Raw genomic sequence first — 21,017 nt, 5'->3', positions numbered from 1 at the left:
TCAGGAAAAAACCTGTGTTGGGGATTTGTAAGCAACCTGCCAGGCCGCCTCCCACATTGAATCCACGCAAGCCTGTACACTGCGGGTCCGCCAAAGGAGCCTGCCATGCTGATTGTTGCCGACGAAAATATCCCGCTGCTCGATGCCTTCTTCCAAGGATTTGGCGAGATTCGCCGGGTGCCCGGCCGTTCTCTTGACCGCGCCACGGTCGAGCAGGCGGATGTGCTGCTGGTGCGCTCGGTGAGCAACGTCAATCGCGCGCTTCTGGAGGGCTCCAACGTGCGCTTTGTCGGCACCTGCACCATCGGCACCGATCACCTGGATTTGGACTACTTCAAGCAAGCCGGTATCCAGTGGTCCAGCGCCCCCGGCTGCAATGCCCGTGGGGTAGTGGACTACGTGCTGGGCAGCCTGCAGACCCTCGCCGAGATCGAAGGCGCCGACCTCAATAAGCGTACTTACGGCATCGTCGGTGCCGGTGAAGTCGGCGGGCGCCTGGTCAAGGTGCTCAAGGGCCTGGGCTGGAACGTGCTGGTGTGCGACCCGCCACGGCAGATCGCCGAAGACGGCGACTATGTGAGCCTGGCGCAGATCGTCGAGCAGTGCGACGTGATCAGCCTGCACACGCCGCTGACCAAGTCCGGCAATGGCTCGACCTGGCATTTGTTCGACCGCCAGCGCCTGGAGCAGCTCAAGCCCGGCACCTGGCTGATCAACGCCAGCCGCGGCCCGGTGGTGGACAACGCTGCCCTGCGCGAGGTGTTGCTGGCGCGCGAAGACCTGCAAGCGGTGCTGGATGTATGGGAAGGCGAGCCCGAAGTGGATGCGGACCTGGCCGACCTGTGCGTGCTGGCCACGCCGCATATCGCCGGTTACAGCCTGGAAGGCCGTCAGCGCGGCACGGCGCAGATCTACCAGGCGTTTTGCGCGTACCTGGGCCAGGCACCGAGCATCCACTTGAGCGAACTGTTGCCGGCGCCGTGGTTGTCTGAAGTGCACCTGAATGCTTCGACCGACCCCGCCTGGGCGCTGGCGACCTTGTGCCGCAGCGTGTACGACCCGCGCCGGGATGATGCGGATTTCCGTCGCAGCCTGGTGGGAACTGTGGAAGCACAGCGTAAGGCGTTCGACCTGCTGCGCAAGCATTACCCGGAGCGTCGGGAGATCGAGGGCTTGAAGGTACGTATCAATGGGGAGTCGGAGGCGCTGTTGAAGATTGTGTCCGCATTGGGCGCAGTGGCTATTTAAGCGCCCATAAAAAACCCGGCCATCGCGGCCGGGTCTGAAAGAGCTTGGGCGTTTCAGCCTTGCTGGGCAGGCTTGACCAGTTTTTCTTCCAGTTCGCGGCACGCTTGCTGGATCATCTCTTCGGTGATCTGAACCTCATGGCCTTGGGCGTCGATGACGGAGCAAGGCAACTGCTGGGGTTGGCGGATCACTTCAATCTTGGCATCGCTGCTGTTTTGCAAGGTCATGGCCTGTCTCCTCATCAGGTTGTGTACCTACTTTGAACCCCCCGCGTGACCGCGCTGTGACAACTCCCTGCACTACCACCGGTTCGAACATCCAGTCCACCAGAAACCGCTGTCGATTTCCAGCCGGGTGTTAGACCGATAGCCTCTAGGGGCCAGCATCGGCGGGCATAATTAACCTGACTCATTGTTATTTACCCAAGTTCCCCCAATGTTGAGGTATAGACCCCTCATCGGTGATGCCCTCCATGTTCTCAGTCCGTCAACGCCGCGCAATTCGCCTGGCCAGCCGCTTTATCGCGCCCTATCGCTGGCAGGCGCTGGGCGCCCTGTTGGCGCTGATCGTCACCGCCGGCATCACCTTGTCCATGGGGCAGGGCATCCGCCTGCTGGTGGACCAGGGCTTCATGACCCAGTCGCCGCATCTGCTCAACCAGTCCATCGGCCTGTTCATGATCCTGGTGCTGGGCCTGGCGGTGGGTACTTTTGCACGGTTTTACCTGGTGTCCTGGATTGGCGAGCGGGTGGTGGCGGATATTCGTCGGCAGGTGTTCAACCACCTCATCTACTTGCACCCCGGCTTCTACGAGAACAACCGCAGCTCCGAAATCCAGTCGCGGCTGACCACCGACACCACCTTGTTGCAATCGGTGATCGGCTCGTCGCTGTCGCTGTTCCTGCGCAATGCCTTGATGGTAATCGGCGGCATTGTGCTGCTGTTCGTCACCAACCCCAAGCTCACCAGTATCGTGGTGGTGGCGCTGCCGCTGGTGCTGGCACCGATCCTGATTTTCGGTCGCCGCGTGCGTAGCCTGTCGCGCCTGAGCCAGGACCGGATTGCCGATGTGGGCAGCTATGTGTCCGAAACCCTCGGCCAGATCAAGACCGTGCAGGCCTACAACCACCAGGTCCAGGACGAACAACGCTTTGCCGTGACCGTCGAAGAAGCCTTTGCCACGGCGCGTAAACGTATTGCCCAGCGGGCCTGGCTGATCACCTTAGTGATCATGCTGGTGCTCGGTGCCGTGGGCGTGATGTTGTGGGTGGGCGGCATGGACGTGATCAGTGGGCGTATTTCCGGCGGCGAACTGGCGGCGTTTGTGTTCTACAGCCTGATCGTCGGCAGCGCCGTCGGCACCCTGAGCGAAGTGCTCGGTGATCTGCAACGCGCCGCCGGTGCAGCCGAGCGCATTGGTGAGCTGTTGCAGTCGACTAACGAAATCCAGGCGCCGGCCGCGGGCACGGTGCAGTTGCCGGCGCGGGTCAGTGGGCGTATGGAGCTGCAGGACTTGCGTTTTTCCTACCCGTCACGGCCCGACAGCTACGCCATCGACGGCTTGAATCTGACGATCAACCCCGGCGAAACCCTGGCCTTGGTCGGGCCATCCGGCGCGGGCAAGTCGACCATTTTCGACCTGCTGCTGCGTTTCTACGACCCCCAGCACGGCCGCATACTGCTCGAAGGTCACCCGCTGACCGAGCTCGACCCCCTGGATCTGCGCCGCCATTTCGCCTTGGTGTCCCAGAGCCCGGCGCTGTTTTTCGGCAGCGTCGAAGAAAACATCCGCTACGGCAACCCGAGCGCGACCCGCGAGCAGGTCGAAGCCGCTGCGCGCATCGCCCACGCCCATGATTTCATCCTGCAAATGCCCAACGGCTACCAGACTCACCTGGGCGACGCTGGCCAGGGCCTCTCCGGCGGCCAGCGCCAGCGCCTGGCCATCGCCCGCGCCTTGTTGGTCGACGCACCGATCCTGCTGCTGGACGAAGCCACCAGCGCCCTCGATGCCCAGAGTGAACACCTGATCCAGCAAGCCTTGCCGCAACTGATGCAAGGGCGCACCACGCTGGTGATCGCCCATCGCCTGGCCACGGTGAAGAATGCTGATCGGATCGCCGTGATGGACCAGGGCAAGCTGGTGGCGGTGGGCACGCATCAGCAGCTGATTGCGAGCAATCCGCTGTATGCGCGGTTGGCGGCGTTGCAGTTCAGTGCTGGTGGGGATATGGAATGAAGCTGCGGTGTGCTTGCTCCTTAAGGCATTATGCAATCTTTCGCTATTGATCTGGATGAGGACATGAGCCGCTATCAACCTCCGTTGACACTGACCACAAAGATGCTGGCCCTGGTGGCTGATATCAGTGAGCAGATTGGTCAGCTCTCAGTCGGTGACGACACCCGTCAGACGCCACAGCTCAGGCGGGGTAATCGAATCCGTACGATTCAGGCCTCATTGGCGATCGAGAACAATACCCTCAGCGTCGAGCAGGTGACTGCTGTTCTGGAAGGCCGACGAGTATTGGGGCTGCCTAGAGAAATCCAGGAAGTGCGTAATGCGTTTGCTGCCTACGAGGCAATGCCGCAGTGGCTGCCGAGTAATCGCGCGGATGTGTTGAAGGCTCACGAACTGCTGATGTATGGCTTGATCGACGATGCCGGACGGTTTCGGCAGGCGGGTGTTGGTATCTATCGTGGCGAGCAATTGGTACACATGGCTCCGCCCGCGAGCCGTGTAACGCATCTGGTGGATGACCTGCTCCAATGGTTGTCGGTTTCCGATTGGCACCCGTTGATCGCCAGCTGTGTATTCCATTATGAGTTTGAATTTATCCACCCTTTTGCGGATGGTACTGGGCGCATGGGACGGCTCTGGCAAACGCTGATTCTCAGCCAATGGCGTCCTGTATTGGCCTACCTGCCAGTGGAAGCGGTTATTCGTGAACAGCAGGACGCTTACTATGCCGCGCTTTCAACTGCAGACCGGCAGGCCGAGGCCACGCCCTTCGTTGAGTTCATGCTGCAGGCGTTGAGCCTGGCCTTGGCTGAAGCCGTGCAAAGCGAGCCTCGGGCAGGCTCATAAAAAATGCCCGCATTTTTCAATGCGGGCATTTTTCCTTTCCGTTTCAAGTGTTACTGATCATCAAAATACCGCTCATGCCAATCCACCAGCGGCTGTGGCGAGTTGAGCTTTTGCCCGTAGATCACTGAATAAGACAGCACGTTCTGCACATACTGGCGGGTTTCGTCGAATGGGATGCTCTCCACCCATACATCGAAACTCAAGTGATCGGCACCGCGCAACCACTGGCGCACGCGGCCAGGGCCGGCGTTGTAGGCGGCGGAGGCGAGTACGCGGTTGCCGTTGAATTGGCTGTGCACCTGGCTCAGGTAGGCGGCGCCGAGCTGGATGTTTTTGTCGGGGTCCAACACCTGGGCCGGGGAGGCCAGGGGGATGCTGAATTTGCGCGCGGTTTCCTTGGCGGTGCCGGGCATCAGTTGCATCAGGCCGCTGGCGCCAACGCCGGAGCGGGCATCGTCCATAAAGGCGCTTTCCTGGCGGGTGATGGCGAATACCCAGCTCGAATGCAGGCCACGAACCTTGGCTTCACGCACCAGGGTGTCGCGGTGGGCCATCGGGAAGCGGATGTCCAGATCGTCCCAGTACTGGGCCTGGCTGATGGTGCGGATCGCCGGGAAGTACCACTTCATGTCGTACGCCAGCTTGGCTTGGGCGACCATCTCATCGCGGTTGAAGTGGCGGCTGACGTGGTACCACTCGCGGCGACCGTCCACGATCTGCCCACGGGCGTAAAACTCCAGGGCGCGGCGTACGCCGGGGGTGTTACGGACTTTATTGACCAGCGCCTGGCTCATCACCAGCGGCTTGTTGTTCAGTTGGTACGGGGCTTTGGAGCGATCAGCCGCGAGGAATCCGTAGAAGTCCCGCTCCCGCGACAGGTTCTTGTAGAGCACCAGGGCTTGCGGGTTCTTCGGCTCGGCCAGTTCCAGGCTGCGGGCCTGCCAGTAGCGCCAGCGGTTGGTGGTGGCCAGGTCTTGTGGGAGTTTGCGCGTCAACTGGTAGGCATCTTCCCAGCGTGCCAGGCGCAACAGCAAGCGCAGGCGCCACTCGGAGACGGTGTTGTCGCGCAGCTCGGGGTCGTACTTGGTCATCACCTCAAGGGCGCGTGGGTCGAAGCGCTTGGCCAGGGTCAGGCCGATTTCGCGGGCGATCGACACTTTTTCGTCACGGGAGAAGTGCATGCTGCTGGCGTAGCCGTCGAGCAGGGCCATGGCCTTGTCCGGGTCCTGGCGGGCCAGGCGACGCAGGCCCAGGCCCACGGCGTCAGACATAGCCTCGGTGGCCGGCTGGAAGCGCGATGGATCGCTGAGCATGTCGGGCTTTTGCGCCACATCCACCATCAGGCGGCCTTGGGCGCCGAGGGTCGGCAGGGTTTTCACCAGGCTGTTGGCGAGCGCGTAGTTGCGCGCTTCGGCGGCGAGCTTGGTGCGGTCCCAGATTTTCTGTTCGGTGAGTTGGCCGTCGGCGGCCCACTGGCCAAAGGTGGCATCACAGGCGGCAGGTTGGGATTTGCCGGTCATCCACAGCTTTTCGGCGGTCTTGTAGCCTTCGGCCTTCAGGTTGTGGGTGAGCTGGTATTGGCCGTGCAGGCAGTCCAGTTCGACGAAATTGAGTTTGGAGTCGTAGTACTTTTCAAAGGTCTGCCAATCGCCACGCTCGGACAGCCAGCGTAACCAGCGCAGCTTCATCCAGTTGGCCTGGGGCAGGTCGCCGTTTTTGGCGAGAAACTGCTCGATTTCCTGATTACTCGCGGTTTTCAGGCGCGCGGTCAGCTCGTCGTAGGCCAGGTACGGCGTCAGCGGGTAGTCGGCCAGGGCCTGGCTGTATTGCATATAGGGGCCGGTATCGCCCTTGGCCAGTGCGCGCTTGGCTTCATCGTAATATTGACGTTGGGTGGTGAGGTCCACGGCCTGGGCGGATTGAACGGCGGTGGCGGAAAGAAGCAGACAAGATAAAAAGTTGAAAAGGCGACTGCGCATGAGACGTCCGTGCAGAGAAATCACGACTAGCGCCGGCACCGCCGACGCTGATTGCCCCTAGCTTAGCCTTTTGCCAGCGACCGGCGAAAGCTTTGCCGGCCGGTTCGTTCAGGTTTACCGGAAATGTCCTACAGAACGTGTCGGCCTTGAAAATGCTGGCCGCATCCCACCCTCAAGTCAGGTAGAATGCGCGCCCAGTTTTTGGAGAAGCGTATGACCCTGCTCAAATTCAGCGATGTGTCCCTTGCTTTCGGCGCTATGCCGTTGTTGGACAAGGTGTCCTGGCAGATCGCCCGTGGTGAGCGGGTGTGCATCATCGGCCGCAACGGCACCGGCAAGTCCAGCATGATGAAGCTGGTCAAAGGCGACCAGAAGCCCGATGACGGCTCTGTCTGGCGCGCCCCAGGCCTCAAGATTGGCGAATTGCCGCAAGAATTGCCGGTGGCCGACGGACGGACAGTGTTCGACGTGGTTGCCGAAGGCCTGGACGGCGTGGGTGAGTTGCTAGCGCAATACCATCACCTGGCGCAGAACTGCGTCACCGAGGAAGACCTGGACAAGCTGATGCACGTCCAGCAGGACCTCGAAGCCCGTGACGGCTGGCGCCTGCAGCAACTGGTCGACAGCACCCTGAGCCGCCTGCAACTGCCTGCCGACAAGACTCTCGCCGAATTGTCCGGCGGCTGGCGTCGCCGCGTGCTGCTGGCCCAGGCCTTGGTGTCCGAACCGGATTTGCTGCTGCTCGACGAGCCCACCAACCACCTGGACATCGGCGCCATTGCCTGGCTTGAAGAAGCCATCAAGGACTTCCAGGGCGCCGTGCTGTTCATCACGCACGACCGTGCCTTCCTGCAGAGCCTTGCCACGCGCATCCTCGAACTGGACCGTGGTGGCCTGATCGACTGGAACGGCGACTACGCCAGCTTCCTGGTGCACAAGGAAGCGGCGCTGTCGGCTGAAGAAACCGCCAACGCCCTGTTCGATAAAAAACTGGCCCAGGAAGAAGTCTGGATCCGCCAGGGCATCAAGGCCCGCCGCACCCGTAACGAAGGCCGTGTACGCGCGTTGAAAGCCCTGCGCGTTGAGCGCAGCGAACGTCGCGAGCGCACCGGCAAGGCCAATATCCAGCTGGATACCGCCGACAAGTCGGGCAAGCAGGTGATGGTGCTGGAGAACGTCAGCTTCCATCACCCGGATGGCCCGTTCCTGATCAAGGACTTCTCCATGGTCCTGGCTCGCGGCGACCGTATCGGTCTGCTGGGCGCCAACGGTACCGGCAAGACCACTTTGCTCAAGCTGATGCTTAATGGCCTGCAACCGACCAGTGGTAAAGTCGAAGAGGGCACGCGCATCGACGTGGCCTACTTCGACCAGTTGCGCCATCAGTTGGACCTGGAAAAAACCGTGATCGACAACGTGGCGGAAGGCCGCGACTTTATCGATATCGACGGCCAGAGCCGCCATGTGTTGAGTTACCTGGGCGACTTCCTGTTCAGCCCGCAGCGTGCACGTACGCCGGTCAAAGCGTTGTCCGGTGGTGAGCGCGCACGCCTGCTGCTGGCGAAGCTGTTCAGCAAGCCGGCCAACCTGCTGGTACTCGACGAACCAACCAACGACCTCGACGTAGAAACCCTCGAACTGCTGGAAGAGGTCCTGTTGACCTTCAACGGCACCGTGCTGATGGTCAGCCACGACCGGGCATTCCTCGACAACGTGGTTACCAGCACCCTGGTCTTCGAAGGTGAAGGCAAGGTTCGCGAATACGTCGGTGGTTATCAGGACTGGCTGCGCCAGGGCGGTTCACCGCGCCTGTTGGGCGTGACCGAGAGCAAGTCCGGCAAGGCCGACTTGACCTCGGCGGTGGTAACACCGGTTGCCGCCGCGGCTCCTGCACCCGAAGCTGCGCCGGCGGCCAAGAAGAAGCTCAGCTACAAGCTGCAGCGCGAGCTGGAAGCGTTGCCGGGTGATATCGACGCCAAGGAAAAGCAGATTGCTGCTGTTGAAGCGGACATGGCTGATGCGGGTTTCTACCTGCGTCCGGCAGCGGAAACTGCCAAGGTCATTGCTTCCCTGGAGGCGCTGAACCAGGAACTGGAAGTGCTGATGGAGCGTTGGGCCGAGCTGGATGCCTGAGTGATCCGCATGCAATAAAAAACCCGGTGTTCACTAGTATGAACACCGGGTTTTTCATATGAATGCAGTTCAAATGTGGGAGGGGGCTGGCCCCCGATGGCGGTGTATCAGTCTCCAAATGTATCAACTGACAGACTGCTATCGGGGGCAAGCCCCCTCCCACATTTGGTCCTCATTCGCCTTATGAGGTTTTTACAAGCTTCACGGCCAGCACATCGCACGGCGCGCCGTGCAGTACATCATTGGCAGTAGAACCCAGCAACAACGCCAAGCCGTGACGACCATGGCTACCCACCACGATCAAGTCGCAAGCCTTTTCCTTGGCCAAGTGATGGATTTCCTGGCGCGGTTGGCCGTATGTCAGGTGGCAGTCTTCCTTTTTCAGGTGCGGGTATTTGAGAATCAAACGATCCAGGCGCTCCTTGGCCTGGTCAAATTGTTGTTGCTGCAACTGGGAAAGGTCCATCGGCACGTCACCGCCAAAGGCCATGGCCATGGGCTCGACGATATGCACCAGCGACAGTATGGCGCCATTGGCCAATGCAGATTCCTGCGCGCGCTTGATCACTGGATCGCACTCTTCGGTCAGGTCGACAGCGACCAGAATATGTTGGTAGGGCATGAGGCGTTCCTCCAGGGGACTGCAATAAATTAAGTATGGCTGCTTTCAAGCGGATCGGGTTGTATCCGGTCAAATCCGCTCATCTAGAAATTCGGGAGTACACATATGACGGTCTGGATAGTGGTGTCAATCCTTGTGGTGGTTCTGAGCCCTTTGGCATGGCTGCGCCCGTCGCGCCATCAGAGCGGGCGGATGGCCCTGCGCATGGAGGCGCGCCGCATCGGGCTGGCCATGCAGTTGGCACCCCAGGAGTGGCCGCACTGGCTCAAACAGGAGCCGCCGAGCCCCTGCGCGCAGTACTGCCGGCCACGGCGCGGCAGCACGCCAGCCATCTGGAGCTACTGGCAATTGGAGCCGGGGATGTGGGTCAACCAGTGGCGCGAAGTCTGTGAGGACGAGAAGTTGTTGCCGTATTTTGCAACGCTGCCGGCCAACGTCTACAAAGTCGAGGCTGACAAGCAGATGATCGCCCTGTATTGGGGCGAGAAGGGCGAAGCGAGTGATCTGCTCGCCATTGACGCACTGCTCAAAGCGTTGGCATGAAAGCCAGGCAATAAAAAGCCCGACATCATCATCGGGCTGGAGTTGGCCAGGCAGGCCGGTAAATCTCTGGTTGCCGCGTCGGATGTTCATCCAGGCGCGTTACGGTTGCGGCTAGCCTAGCCGGATATCCCGTTCTGTACAGTCTTTTCCCACATCTTTCCTATAATTGATTTCGTGAATATTTGAATATTGGCGAAGCGTGGGCCTATGGTTGGGGTTCTGAAATGACTGGAAAGTCGCGTTTTTCCTAGCCTTTCGAGCGATTGACAATTGCCTGGAATTGGATGAAGGTGGCGTACCCAAATCAAACGGGCGTATGAATTGAGCGTTTGTCTGTCAGACTGCTCATACATGCATCCCGACTATCGCATTGGCGGGTGTGCCTGGCGGATTGGAGTGAGCATTGACCTAGCGGCCAGTGTCCAACCAGAGGCCAGCGTCCAATGTGTACTGTTCAGCTTCCATATCGTGGAGATCAGTTGATGATTTACGAAGGTAAAGCCATCACGGTTAAGGCTCTTGAAAGTGGCATCGTCGAATTGAAATTCGACCTCAAGGGTGAGTCCGTCAACAAGTTCAACCGTCTAACCCTGAACGAGCTGCGTCAGGCTGTAGACACCATCAAAGCAGATGCTTCGGTCAAGGGCGTGATCGTTTCCAGCGGCAAGGACGTGTTTATCGTCGGCGCTGACATCACCGAATTCGTCGACAACTTCAAGCTGCCCGATGCCGAGCTGGTGGCTGGCAACCTCGAAGCCAACAAGATTTTCAGCGATTTCGAAGACCTCAACGTACCGACCGTTGCCGCGATCAATGGCATCGCGCTGGGCGGCGGCTTCGAAATGTGCCTGGCCGCAGACTTCCGCGTCATGTCGGCCACTGCCAAGATCGGCTTGCCTGAAGTCAAGCTGGGCATCTACCCAGGTTTCGGCGGCACCGTACGTCTGCCGCGCCTGATCGGGGCCGACAACGCCATCGAATGGATTGCCGCAGGCAAGGAAAACCGTGCTGAAGATGCGCTGAAAGTCGGCGCTGTCGACGCCGTGGTTGCCCCGGACAAACTGGCCGAAGCTGCACTTAACCTGATCAAGGGCGCCATCAGCGGCGAATTTGACTACAAGGCCAAGCGTCAGCCGAAGCTGGAAAAACTCAAGCTCAACGCCATCGAACAAATGATGTCGTTCGAAACCGCCAAAGGTTTCGTGGCTGGCCAGGCCGGCCCGAACTACCCGGCGCCGGTTGAAGCGATCAAGACCATCCAGAAAGCCGCGAACTTCGGTCGCGACAAGGCACTGGAAGTAGAAGCGGCAGGCTTCGTCAAACTGGCGAAAACCTCGGCGGCCCAAAGCCTGATCGGCCTGTTCCTGAATGATCAAGAACTGAAGAAAAAGGCCAAGGCCTACGACGAAATCGCCAAGGACGTGAAACAGGCCGCCGTACTCGGCGCCGGTATCATGGGCGGCGGTATCGCCTATCAGTCGGCGTCCAAAGGCACGCCGATCCTGATGAAGGACATCAACGAGCACGGTATCGAGCAAGGCCTGGCCGAAGCGGCCAAGCTGCTGGTAGGTCGCGTTGATAAAGGTCGCATGACCGCTGCAAAAATGGCCGAAGTGCTTAACGGCATTCGTCCTACGCTGTCCTACGGCGATTTCGGCCATGTCGACTTGGTAGTCGAGGCCGTTGTCGAGAACCCGAAGGTCAAGCAGGCGGTACTGGCTGAAGTTGAAAGCCACGTCAAAGACGACACGATCCTGGCGTCGAACACCTCGACCATTTCCATCTCGCTGCTGGCCAAGGCCCTCAAGCGTCCGGAAAACTTCGTCGGCATGCACTTCTTCAACCCGGTGCACATGATGCCGCTGGTGGAAGTGATCCGTGGCGAGAAGTCCAGCGAACTGGCCGTTGCCACCACCGTGGCCTACGCCAAGAAAATGGGCAAGAACCCGATTGTGGTCAACGACTGCCCGGGCTTCCTGGTCAACCGCGTGCTGTTCCCGTACTTCGGCGGTTTCGCCAAGCTGGTCAGCGCCGGTGTGGACTTCGTGCGTATCGACAAAGTCATGGAAAAATTCGGCTGGCCAATGGGCCCGGCGTACCTGATGGACGTGGTCGGCATCGACACCGGCCACCACGGTCGCGACGTAATGGCTGAAGGCTTCCCGGACCGCATGAAAGACGACCGCCGCTCGGCGATCGACGCGCTGTACGAGGCCAAGCGCCTGGGCCAGAAGAATGGCAAGGGCTTCTACGCCTACGAGGCGGACAAGAAGGGCAAGCAGAAGAAAGTCGCTGATCCATCGGTGCACGAAGTACTCGCGCCGGTCATCTACGAACAGCGTGAGGTGTCCGACGAGGACATCATCAACTGGATGATGATCGCCCTGTGCCTGGAAACCGTGCGCTGCCTGGAAGACGGCATCGTCGAGACCGCCGCCGAAGCCGATATGGGCCTGGTGTACGGTATTGGCTTCCCTCCATTCCGTGGCGGTGCGCTGCGTTACATCGACTCGATCGGTGTGGCTGAATTCGTTGCCCTGGCTGATCAATACGCTGATCTGGGCCCGCTGTACCACCCGACCGCGAAGCTGCGTGAAATGGCCAAGAATGGCCAGAGCTTCTTCGGTTAAGCGCCCAGACGACTAGAGCGAGAATATTTATGAGCTTGAATCCAAGAGACGTGGTGATTGTCGACTTCGGTCGCACGCCGATGGGCCGCTCCAAGGGCGGCATGCACCGCAACACCCGCGCTGAAGACATGTCCGCGCACCTGATCAGCAAACTGCTGGAACGCAACGTCAAGGTCGACCCGAACGAAGTCGAGGACGTGATCTGGGGCTGCGTCAACCAGACCCTGGAGCAAGGCTGGAACATCGCGCGCATGGCCTCCTTGATGACCCAGATCCCGCACACTGCGGCGGGCCAGACCGTCAGCCGCCTGTGCGGTTCGTCGATGAGCGCGCTGCACACCGCCGCCCAGGCGATCATGACCGGCAACGGTGATGTGTTCGTGGTCGGTGGTGTGGAGCACATGGGCCACGTCAGCATGATGCACGGCGTTGATCCTAACCCGCACATGTCCCTCTACGCGGCGAAAGCCTCGGGCATGATGGGCCTCACCGCGGAAATGCTCGGCAAAATGCACGGCATCACCCGCGAAGCCCAGGACGCGTTCGGCGTACGCTCCCACCAACTCGCCCACAAGGCGACGGTGGAAGGCAAGTTCAAGGATGAAATCATCCCGATGAACGGCTACGACGAGAACGGTTTCCTGAAACTGTTCGACTACGACGAAACCATTCGTCCGGATACCACCCTGGAAAGCCTGGCAGCCTTGAAACCTGCCTTCAATCCAAAGGGCGGCACCGTGACAGCCGGCACTTCGTCGCAAATCACCGATGGTGCTTCGTGCATGATCGTGATGTCGGCGCAGCGTGCCCAGGACCTGGGCATCCAGCCACTGGCGGTGATCCGTTCGATGGCCGTGGCGGGTGTGGACCCGGCAATCATGGGCTATGGTCCAGTACCGGCCACACAAAAAGCCTTGAAGCGCGCGGGCCTGACCATCTCCGATATCGACTTCTTCGAGCTCAACGAAGCTTTCGCCGCACAGGCCCTGCCAGTGCTGAAAGATTTGAAAGTACTCGACAAGATGAATGAGAAGGTTAACCTGCACGGCGGTGCGATTGCCCTGGGCCACCCATTCGGTTGCTCCGGTGCACGTATTTCCGGCACTTTGCTTAACGTGATGAAGCAAAATGGCGGCAACCTTGGGGTTGCCACCATGTGCATTGGTCTCGGCCAAGGCATTTCCACCGTCTTCGAACGCGTCTAAGCGTTGAGTTGACGGAAGCCGGGGCCCAGTGCCCCGGTTTTTGTTTTTGGGTGGTCTTGTATTTTTTTTTTAACAAATTTTGTAAGAGGGCCAGAGCATGAAAGTTAAACCAGGGCTCTACCAACATTACAAGGGGCCGCAGTACCGCGTTTTTAATGTGGCACGGCACTCTGAAACTGAAGACGAAGTGGTGTTCTACCAAGCGCTGTATGGTGAATACGGCTTTTGGGTACGCCCCTTGAGCATGTTCCTGGAGACCGTCGAAGTTGACGGCGAACAGGTCCCGCGCTTTGCTTTGGTCCAGGCCGAACCCAGTCTTTTTTCAGGGCAATAACGGCAGGCCGCGCAGAATGCTGCGCTTGACCTCACCTTGTTGCCACTATATATAGCGTTGCCGCGTCAGGCGCCAACTGCCTTTCACTTCTCGAATTCAGGAATTTTCCGATCCATGGGCAAATCGCTGGTCATTGTGGAATCCCCGGCTAAGGCCAAGACCATCAACAAGTACTTGGGTAACGAGTACGTGGTGAAGTCGAGTATCGGCCATATCCGAGACCTGCCCACCAGCGGTTCGGCTAGCGCCAGCAAGGAGCCTGCCGCCAAGCGCGGCAAGGCGGCTGCGGGCGAAGGCCCGGTGCTCACGCCAAAAGAGAAAGCGCGCAAGCAGCTGGTCTCGCGCATGGGTGTGGACCCGGATCATGGCTGGAAGGCCAAGTACGAAATCCTTCCGGGCAAGGAAAAGGTCATCGAAGAGCTGCGCCGGCTCGCCAAGGATGCTGACACCATCTATCTCGCAACGGACTTGGACCGCGAAGGGGAAGCCATTGCCTGGCACCTGCGGGAAGCCATTGGCGGTGACGACAGCCGCTACAAGCGTGTGGTGTTCAACGAAATCACCAAGAAAGCCATCCAGGAAGCCTTCTCCAAGCCAGGTGAGCTGGACATTGACCGCGTCAACGCCCAACAGGCCCGTCGTTTCCTCGACCGCGTCGTGGGTTACATGGTCTCGCCGCTGCTGTGGGCGAAGATCGCCCGTGGCCTGTCCGCCGGCCGTGTGCAATCGGTAGCGGTCAAGCTGGTGGTGGAGCGTGAGCGTGAGATTCGTGCGTTCAACCCTGAGGAATATTGGGAAGTCCACGCCGACCTCGGTACTGCCAAGGGCAACAACGTCCGTTTTGAAGTGGCCCGCGAGAAAGGCGAAGCCTTCAAGCCGCTGAACGAAGCCCAGGCCATGGCCGCGCTGGAAAAGCTCAAGGCGTCCAGCTACAGCATCGTCAAGCGCGAAGACAAACCGACCAGCAGCAAGCCGTCGGCACCCTTCATTACTTCCACCCTGCAACAGGCCGCGAGCAACCGCCTGGGCTTTGGTGTGAAGAAAACCATGATGATGGCCCAGCGTCTGTACGAAGCCGGCTACATCACTTATATGCGTACTGACTCCACCAACCTGTCGCAAGACGCGGTGGCGATGGCGCGCACGTATATTGAAAGCGAGTTCGGCAAGAAGTACCTGCCGGAAAAGCCGAACGTCTACAGCAGCAAGGAAGGCGCCCAGGAGGCTCACGAAGCGATTCGTCCTTCCGACGCCAACACCGAGCCAAGCAAGCTGAGCGGCATGGAGCGCGACGCTGAGCGCCTCTACGAGCTGATCTGGCGCCAGTTCCTGGCCTGCCAGATGCTGCCGGCGCAATACCTGTCGACGACCGTCAGCGTGGGTGCTGGTGACTTCGAGCTGCGTGCCAAGGGCCGTATCCTCAAGTTCGACGGTTACACCCGCGTAATGCCGCAAATCGCCAAGCCGGGTGACGACGATGTGTTGCCGGACATGGCCCAGGGCGACACGTTGAAGCTGATCAAGCTCGACCCGTCCCAGCACTTCACCAAGCCGCCGGCGCGTTACTCCGAAGCGAGCCTGGTGAAGGAGATGGAGAAGCGCGGCATCGGTCGTCCTTCGACCTACGCGGCAATCATCTCGACGATTCAGGACCGTGGCTATGTGGCGCTGCATAACCGTCGTTTCTATTCGGAGAAGATGGGCGACATCGTGACTGAGCGCCTGTCCGAGAGCTTCTCCAACCTGATGGACTACGGCTTTACCGCCGGCATGGAAGAGAACCTCGATGACGTGGCCCATGGCGAACGCGACTGGAAAAACGTACTCGACGAGTTCTACGGCGACTTCAAGAAGAAACTTGAGGTAGCTGAAAGCCCTGAGAGCGGCATGCGTGCCAACCAGCCGGTGATGACTGACATCCCGTGCCAGACCTGTGGCCGTCCGATGCAGATTCGTACCGCGTCCACCGGCGTGTTCCTCGGTTGCTCGGGCTACAGCCTGCCGCCGAAAGAGCGCTGCAAGGCCACGGTCAACCTGGTCCCTGGTGATGAAATCGCGGCCGACGACGAGGGTGAGTCCGAGTCGCTGGTATTGCGTGGCAAGCACCGTTGCCCGATCTGCAGCACGGCGATGGACGCCTACCTGCTGGACGAGAAGCACAAGTTGCACATCTGCGGTAACAACCCGGATTGCAACGGCTACGAGATCGAAGAGGGCACTTACCGCATCAAGGGCTACGAAGGTCCGAGCCTGGAATGCGACAAGTGCGGCAGCGAGATGCAGCTCAAGACCGGCCGTTTCGGCAAGTTCTTCGGCTGCACCAATCCGACCTGCAAGAACACCCGCAAACTGCTGAAAAGCGGTGACGCAGCGCCGCCGAAGATGGACCCGGTGAAGATGCCTGAACTCAAGTGCGAGAAGGTCAACGACACTTATATCCTGCGTGACGGCGCCTCGGGGTTGTTCCTGGCAGCGAGCCAGTTCCCGAAAAACCGCGAGACCCGTGCGCCGTTGGTGCTGGAGATCGTGCCGCACAAGGACGAGATCGATCCTAAGTACCACTTCCTGTGTGAAGCGCCGAAGAAGGACCCGGATGGTCGTCCAGCCGTGATCCGCTACAGCCGCAAGACCAAGGAGCAGTACGTGCAGACCGAAGTGGACGGCAAGCCTACCGGCTGGAAAGCGTTCTACGACGGCGGCAAGTGGAAGGTCGAAGACAAGCGCCAGGGCGCTTGATCCGCCGAATACCCCGAAGATCCAATGTGGGAGGGGGCTTGCCCCCGATAGCGGTGCATCAGTCAGACACATGTCGGCTGATAGACCTCTATCGGGAGCAAGCCCCCTCCCACATTTGCATCGGCGTGTTTGTGTAAGTGAAGTTCCTTCTCACGTAAGCAGCCGTACATGGCACTTGCAGTCGACTCGGCTGATCCGTGACACTGTTCAGCCAGCATCACGCCTATTCGTTGTGGAGATTTGCCGTCATGGCCAACGAACTCTATACCCGTACCAACCAGAAAATTTACTTCGCGGGTTTGTCCCTGGAAGCCCTTGGCCGTGCCGAGGAAGGGAAGGAGATGAATGCTATCGCGTTGGTCCAGGCGGGGCGTGAAGCAGCTTTATTTCACCTGTACGGCGCGTTGCTGGGGCTGTGTCATGAAATCGCCGGCTTCTACCGTTTGCCACAGGCCGGTTCGCCCCGTGCGGAAATGATCATGAACCGTGAAGTGCTGGAGAGCATGGCGATTCCTGAGCTGTCGGAACTGGTAGAAATGGCCCAGAGCCCGGACAGCTGGGTGGCGCGCCTGCTCAAGGCCCATGCCGATATGTTCCAGCCGCCGCGTGTTCCCCACGTACCTAAGGGGGATGTGACTCAGCCGTTGATCGTGGCAATTGCGCTGGAAGAGGACGAGCCGAAGCCGCTGAGCCGGGAAGAGTTGGAAGGCTGGCGTCAGGAGCTGAAAAAGATGGCGCTGCGCTTTCGTGAAGGCCTGAACGAGTGTTGAAGCTTGGGCGGGCGCAGAAAGCACCGTTCATCAAGCTGTAAAGAAACCTCGCCAGAACCTCAACGAGGCTGGGAGGATGACTGATATAATCCCGGCCTTTGGTGGAGAACAGACTTTTATGCCGACGTCCTTTCTGGAAATTGTTGAGTTGCCTGACGGCCGAATCGAGCTGCGCCGGGCTGAGGACGAGGGTTCTCTGGTTATCCTGGATTTTTCCGAGGACGCAAAAGCGTTCCTGCAAGGCCAACACGTGGAAGTGGCAAAAGCCATGTTGAGCGTGGGCGTGCAGATGGCTGGCCGCCTGGCGGAAGGCGAACCGGAAAAAGAGGATGGTTCGCGGGTTCTCCACTGAATGTGGATTCGCTGTTGTGGTGATCGGGCTTCTGTGGTGAGCGGGCTCACCATAATGAGCATGCTCACCACAGAAGCCCGCTCCGTTCCCTTATAAGGCCTGGCCTTTTATCCCAATCGAATATTCAAACTCTGTGCATCGCCCGTGCGTGCTGCGCTGACCAATTGCTGCTTGGCTGCCGCATTCAGCGGGTTCAGCCAGCTCACCACAGTATGGCTACGACCCAGGCGCAACGCCTCACATGTCAGCTGCTGCGCACTTTGCGCACCACGCGGTTGTAGCAGCAGGATACGCTCACGGTTAAGACCGGCGTCCCGTAGCCAGGCCTGGGTCAGGCTGGCGGGTGGGGCGATCAGGGTCAGCCAGCGTGCATCCTGCTCTTCGCTCAGATCACGAAGAATCGGCGCCAATAGGCTCAGGCAGCTCCCAGCCGCACCGCGCAACGACAGTTCACTGAACGCCTCGGGTTCGGCGCTCCAGGGCGCCTCGACCGTTTCCTTGAGAATGGGCGAAAGGGGTTGGGCCATAAAGGCCTCGAACAGCGACAGTTGAGTGTGTTGTGGGGTGTGTATGAGCTGCATGGTGCCTCCTCTAGCGGCGAATGACGCCTACGCTCAAGCCTTCGATCACCAGGTCCTGATCTTTCAGGTTCACTTCAATTGGAGCGAACTCAGGGTTCTCAGCCAGGAGCCAGACCTTGCTGCCTTCGCGCTTGAAGCGTTTAACGGTGACTTCATCGCCGATGCGAGCGACGACGATCTGGCCATTGCGGGCTTCGCGGGTGGTGTGGACGGCCAGCAGGTCGCCATCAAAGATGCCCACGTCTTTCATGCTCATGCCGTGTACCCGCAACAGGTAGTCGGCACGCGGATGGAAGAAGGTGGGGTTGATGTTGCAGGACTCCTCGACGTGCTGCTGTGCCAGGATCGGCGCACCAGCGGCAACACGGCCGATGATCGGGAGTGTCGATTCGTCGGCCTTGGCTTCGAAGCCAGGGATACGAATACCGCGCGAGGCACCGGGCGTCATCTCGATCGCGCCTTTGCGAGCGAGGGCCTTGAGGTGTTCTTCAGCGGCGTTGGGGGACTTGAACCCCAGTTCCAGCGCAATTTCGGCTCGTGTCGGCGGGTAGCCGTTGTCATCGAGGCAGCGCTTGATAAAAGCCAGAATCTCAGCTTGGCGTGGCGTCAGTTTTAGCATGTTGATCGCTCTGTCTTTTTATACAGTGACTGGGATTATATACAGTGGACTGCGCTTGGCAATCATCCTTTTGTTCGCCTCCGCTGGACGGTCGTTCGCCATCCTTCCTACAGTGCAGAGATAGCGCTGCCTACAGACCCGTAAGGATGTGATTAAATAGTGATGAAATAGATGACTACCCGGCCGGAAAGCGAACCCGCAGGCTTGACAAGACACACCCTGAAACGTATGTTTCAAACAAGTGTTTGTCAGGCGGAGTAGTCATGGCCCAGTCGGAAACCGTTGAACGCATTCTCGATGCTGCCGAGCAATTGTTCGCGGAAAAAGGATTTGCTGAAACTTCATTGCGGCTGATCACCAGCAAGGCCGGGGTCAACCTCGCTGCCGTGAACTACCATTTCGGCTCGAAAAAAGCCCTGATCCAGGCGGTGTTCTCGCGCTTTCTAGGGCCGTTCTGCGCCAGTCTTGATCGTGAACTTGAGCGTCGCCAAGCCAAGGCCGACCACAAACCCAGCCTCGAAGAGCTGCTGGAGATCCTCGTCGAGCAGGCCCTGGTGGTTCAGCCTCGCAGCGGTAACGACCTGTCGATCTTCATGCGGCTTCTAGGCCTGGCGTTCAGCCAGAGCCAAGGCCACTTGCGGCGCTACCTGGAAGACATGTACGGCAAGGTTTTCCGTCGCTACATGTTGCTGGTCAACGAAGCGGCGCCGCGTATTCCTCCTATCGAACTGTTCTGGCGCGTGCACTTCATGCTCGGTGCGGCAGCGTTCAGCATGTCCGGGATCAAGGCATTGCGTGCGATTGCCGAGACCGATTTCGGCGTCAACACCTCCATCGAACAGGTCATGCGCCTGATGGTGCCGTTTCTCGCCGCCGGCATGCGCGCCGAGACCGGCGTGACCGACCCTGGCATGGCCGCCGCGCAACTGCGCCCACGCAGCAAATCTGCACCAGCCCCCGCCAAGGTTTGACGCTGCCGGGTGTGCGCGGCAGCTTGCATCCGCTAAGCTAGCCGCCATGTCGAATTCAGCTATTTACTCGCAACCCGTTGTGCTTGCTGCGCTTATCGCGTGAAGCAAGGGCAACGGGTTGTTTGCGTTATTTAAGGAAGGTTTATGACTGCTGCCCTGCAAGGTTCTTTGATGGTCGACGTTGCCGGTACCTGGCTGACGGCCGAGGATCGCCACTTGTTGCGCCAGCCTGAAGTGGGCGGCCTGATCATTTTTGCGCGCAATATCGAGCACCCGCGTCAGGTGCGGGAGTTGAGTGCGGCGATTCGTGCCGTGCGCCCAGACCTGCTGCTGGCCGTCGATCAGGAAGGCGGTCGTGTACAGCGCCTGCGCCAGGGATTTGTGCGCCTGCCGGCCATGCGCGCACTGGCGGACAACTCCAACGCTGAATACCTCGCCGAGCAGTGCGGCTGGGTCATGGCCACGGAAGTGCTTGCCGTCGGCCTGGACCTGAGTTTCGCCCCGGTACTCGACCTGGACTATCAGCGCAGCGCCGTGGTCGGCACCCGTTCCTTCGAGGGCGACCCCGAGCGTGCCGCCGTGCTCGCGGGCGCCTTTATTCGTGGCATGAACAGCGCCGGTATGGCCGCCACGGGCAAGCACTTTCCGGGTCATGGTTGGGCTGAGGCCGATTCCCACGTCGCCATTCCCAATGACGAACGCAGCCTGGAACAGATTCGCGCCAATGACCTGGTGCCTTTCGCACGCCTGAGCAAGCAATTGGCAGCAGTGATGCCGGCGCACGTCATCTACCCACAGGTTGACGCCCAGCCCGCCGGCTTCTCGCGCCGATGGTTGCAGGACATCCTGCGCGGCGAGCTGCAATTTGACGGCGTGATTTTCAGCGATGACCTGTCCATGGCCGGTGCCCATGTGGTCGGCGATGCGGCCAGTCGTATCGAAGCGGCATTGACGGCCGGTTGTGACATGGGGCTGGTGTGCAATGATCGTGCAGCAGCCGAGCTTGCCCTGACTGCGGCGCAGCGGATGAAGGTCACACCGTCTGCCCGTATTGCGCGGATGCGCGGGCAAGGGATTGCTTCGGCGGAGTACAAGCAGGATCCGCGCTGGTTGGCAGCGCTTAGGGCGTTGCGGGATGCTCAACTGATCGACTGAAGACTGAGTCGCTTCTATCGGGGGCAAGCCCCCTCCCACATTTGTATGTGGGGG

At 59.8% G+C, this 21,017-nt stretch carries 17 protein-coding genes and 1 pseudogene; 13 read left to right on the top strand and 5 right to left on the bottom strand.

Going from position 1 to position 21,017, the window contains the following annotated elements; all coding sequences use genetic code 11:
* The first annotated feature begins 105 nt into the window (after positions 1-105).
* A complete protein-coding gene (pdxB, locus tag AOA60_RS30580; RefSeq protein WP_099587441.1) occupies positions 106-1,248 on the top strand; it encodes a 4-phosphoerythronate dehydrogenase PdxB in 1,143 nt (380 codons plus the stop codon).
* Between the two features lie 53 nt (positions 1,249-1,301).
* Here the strand turns inward: pdxB and AOA60_RS33125 are convergent, their stop codons facing one another.
* Positions 1,302-1,475, bottom strand: a complete 174-nt coding sequence (locus AOA60_RS33125; RefSeq protein WP_032888780.1) for a PA1571 family protein — start codon at positions 1,473-1,475, stop codon at positions 1,302-1,304.
* A gap of 236 nt (positions 1,476-1,711) precedes the next feature.
* Here AOA60_RS33125 and AOA60_RS30575 point away from each other — a divergent pair, with 236 nt between their 5' ends.
* Positions 1,712-3,487, top strand: a complete 1,776-nt coding sequence (locus tag AOA60_RS30575) for an ABC transporter ATP-binding protein/permease (RefSeq protein WP_178075440.1) — start codon at positions 1,712-1,714, stop codon at positions 3,485-3,487.
* 63 nt (positions 3,488-3,550) lie between these two features.
* Positions 3,551-4,315, top strand: a pseudogene (locus AOA60_RS30570) (Fic family protein); the annotation flags it as partial.
* 68 nt (positions 4,316-4,383) lie between these two features.
* Here AOA60_RS30570 and AOA60_RS30565 read toward each other — a convergent pair.
* Positions 4,384-6,312, bottom strand: a complete 1,929-nt coding sequence (locus AOA60_RS30565; RefSeq protein ID WP_099587439.1) for a transglycosylase SLT domain-containing protein — start codon at positions 6,310-6,312, stop codon at positions 4,384-4,386.
* A gap of 213 nt (positions 6,313-6,525) precedes the next feature.
* Here AOA60_RS30565 and AOA60_RS30560 point away from each other — a divergent pair, with 213 nt between their 5' ends.
* Entirely contained in the window at positions 6,526-8,445 is a 1,920-nt protein-coding gene (locus AOA60_RS30560; RefSeq protein ID WP_099587438.1) for an ATP-binding cassette domain-containing protein, read from the top strand.
* A gap of 181 nt (positions 8,446-8,626) precedes the next feature.
* Here AOA60_RS30560 and AOA60_RS30555 read toward each other — a convergent pair whose 3' ends face one another.
* Positions 8,627-9,067: a universal stress protein gene (locus AOA60_RS30555; protein ID WP_099587437.1), complete on the bottom strand. Its 441-nt coding sequence runs from the start codon at positions 9,065-9,067 to the stop codon at positions 8,627-8,629.
* Positions 9,068-9,172: 105 nt separating this feature from the next.
* Here AOA60_RS30555 and AOA60_RS30550 point away from each other — a divergent pair, with 105 nt between their 5' ends.
* From AOA60_RS30550 to AOA60_RS30510, 7 genes are all read left to right on the top strand, one after another.
* Entirely contained in the window at positions 9,173-9,610 is a 438-nt protein-coding gene (locus tag AOA60_RS30550) for a hypothetical protein (RefSeq protein WP_099587436.1), read from the top strand.
* Between the two features lie 482 nt (positions 9,611-10,092).
* Positions 10,093-12,240 (top strand): fatty acid oxidation complex subunit alpha FadB, encoded by a 2,148-nt coding sequence (gene fadB / locus AOA60_RS30535; protein WP_099587434.1) that lies wholly within the window; start codon positions 10,093-10,095, stop codon positions 12,238-12,240.
* A gap of 29 nt (positions 12,241-12,269) precedes the next feature.
* Positions 12,270-13,445 carry an acetyl-CoA C-acyltransferase FadA gene (gene fadA / locus AOA60_RS30530; protein WP_026136849.1) on the top strand — a complete coding sequence of 392 codons (1,176 nt, stop codon included), beginning with the start codon at positions 12,270-12,272 and terminating at the stop codon, positions 13,443-13,445.
* A gap of 97 nt (positions 13,446-13,542) precedes the next feature.
* Positions 13,543-13,779, top strand: a complete 237-nt coding sequence (locus AOA60_RS30525) for a DUF1653 domain-containing protein (protein WP_099587433.1) — start codon at positions 13,543-13,545, stop codon at positions 13,777-13,779.
* Positions 13,780-13,893: 114 nt separating this feature from the next.
* Positions 13,894-16,515, top strand: coding sequence for a type I DNA topoisomerase (topA, locus tag AOA60_RS30520; RefSeq protein ID WP_099587432.1), 2,622 nt, complete (start codon positions 13,894-13,896; stop codon positions 16,513-16,515).
* A 248-nt stretch (positions 16,516-16,763) separates the two neighbouring features.
* Positions 16,764-17,285: a DUF6586 family protein gene (locus AOA60_RS30515; protein WP_099587431.1), complete on the top strand. Its 522-nt coding sequence runs from the start codon at positions 16,764-16,766 to the stop codon at positions 17,283-17,285.
* Positions 17,286-17,403: 118 nt separating this feature from the next.
* Positions 17,404-17,637 (top strand): hypothetical protein, encoded by a 234-nt coding sequence (locus AOA60_RS30510; protein WP_032889274.1) that lies wholly within the window; start codon positions 17,404-17,406, stop codon positions 17,635-17,637.
* 107 nt (positions 17,638-17,744) lie between these two features.
* On the opposite strand, the gene sulA is transcribed toward AOA60_RS30510, so the two are convergent.
* Together sulA and lexA are read right to left on the bottom strand one after the other, a co-directional pair.
* A complete protein-coding gene (sulA, locus tag AOA60_RS30505) occupies positions 17,745-18,218 on the bottom strand; it encodes an SOS-induced cell division inhibitor SulA (RefSeq protein ID WP_099587430.1) in 474 nt (157 codons plus the stop codon).
* A gap of 10 nt (positions 18,219-18,228) precedes the next feature.
* Complete coding sequence (lexA, locus tag AOA60_RS30500; protein ID WP_003172575.1) at positions 18,229-18,837, bottom strand: transcriptional repressor LexA; 609 nt, start codon at positions 18,835-18,837, stop codon at positions 18,229-18,231.
* A gap of 263 nt (positions 18,838-19,100) precedes the next feature.
* Here lexA and AOA60_RS30495 point away from each other — a divergent pair, with 263 nt between their 5' ends.
* Together AOA60_RS30495 and nagZ are read left to right on the top strand one after the other, a co-directional pair.
* Positions 19,101-19,808, top strand: a complete 708-nt coding sequence (locus tag AOA60_RS30495) for a TetR/AcrR family transcriptional regulator (protein ID WP_099587429.1) — start codon at positions 19,101-19,103, stop codon at positions 19,806-19,808.
* Positions 19,809-19,952: 144 nt separating this feature from the next.
* Positions 19,953-20,963 carry a beta-N-acetylhexosaminidase gene (nagZ, locus tag AOA60_RS30490; protein ID WP_099587428.1) on the top strand — a complete coding sequence of 337 codons (1,011 nt, stop codon included), beginning with the start codon at positions 19,953-19,955 and terminating at the stop codon, positions 20,961-20,963.
* Positions 20,964-21,017: the final 54 nt, after the last annotated feature.

It is taken from the genome of Pseudomonas sp. 2822-17, assembly GCF_002742485.1.
In the GTDB taxonomy this organism is placed as follows: Bacteria; Pseudomonadota; Gammaproteobacteria; order Pseudomonadales; family Pseudomonadaceae; genus Aquipseudomonas; species Aquipseudomonas cyclaminis.
Note: the sequence above shows the minus strand (reverse complement) of the source record. Positions and strands in the feature narration are given on the sequence as shown.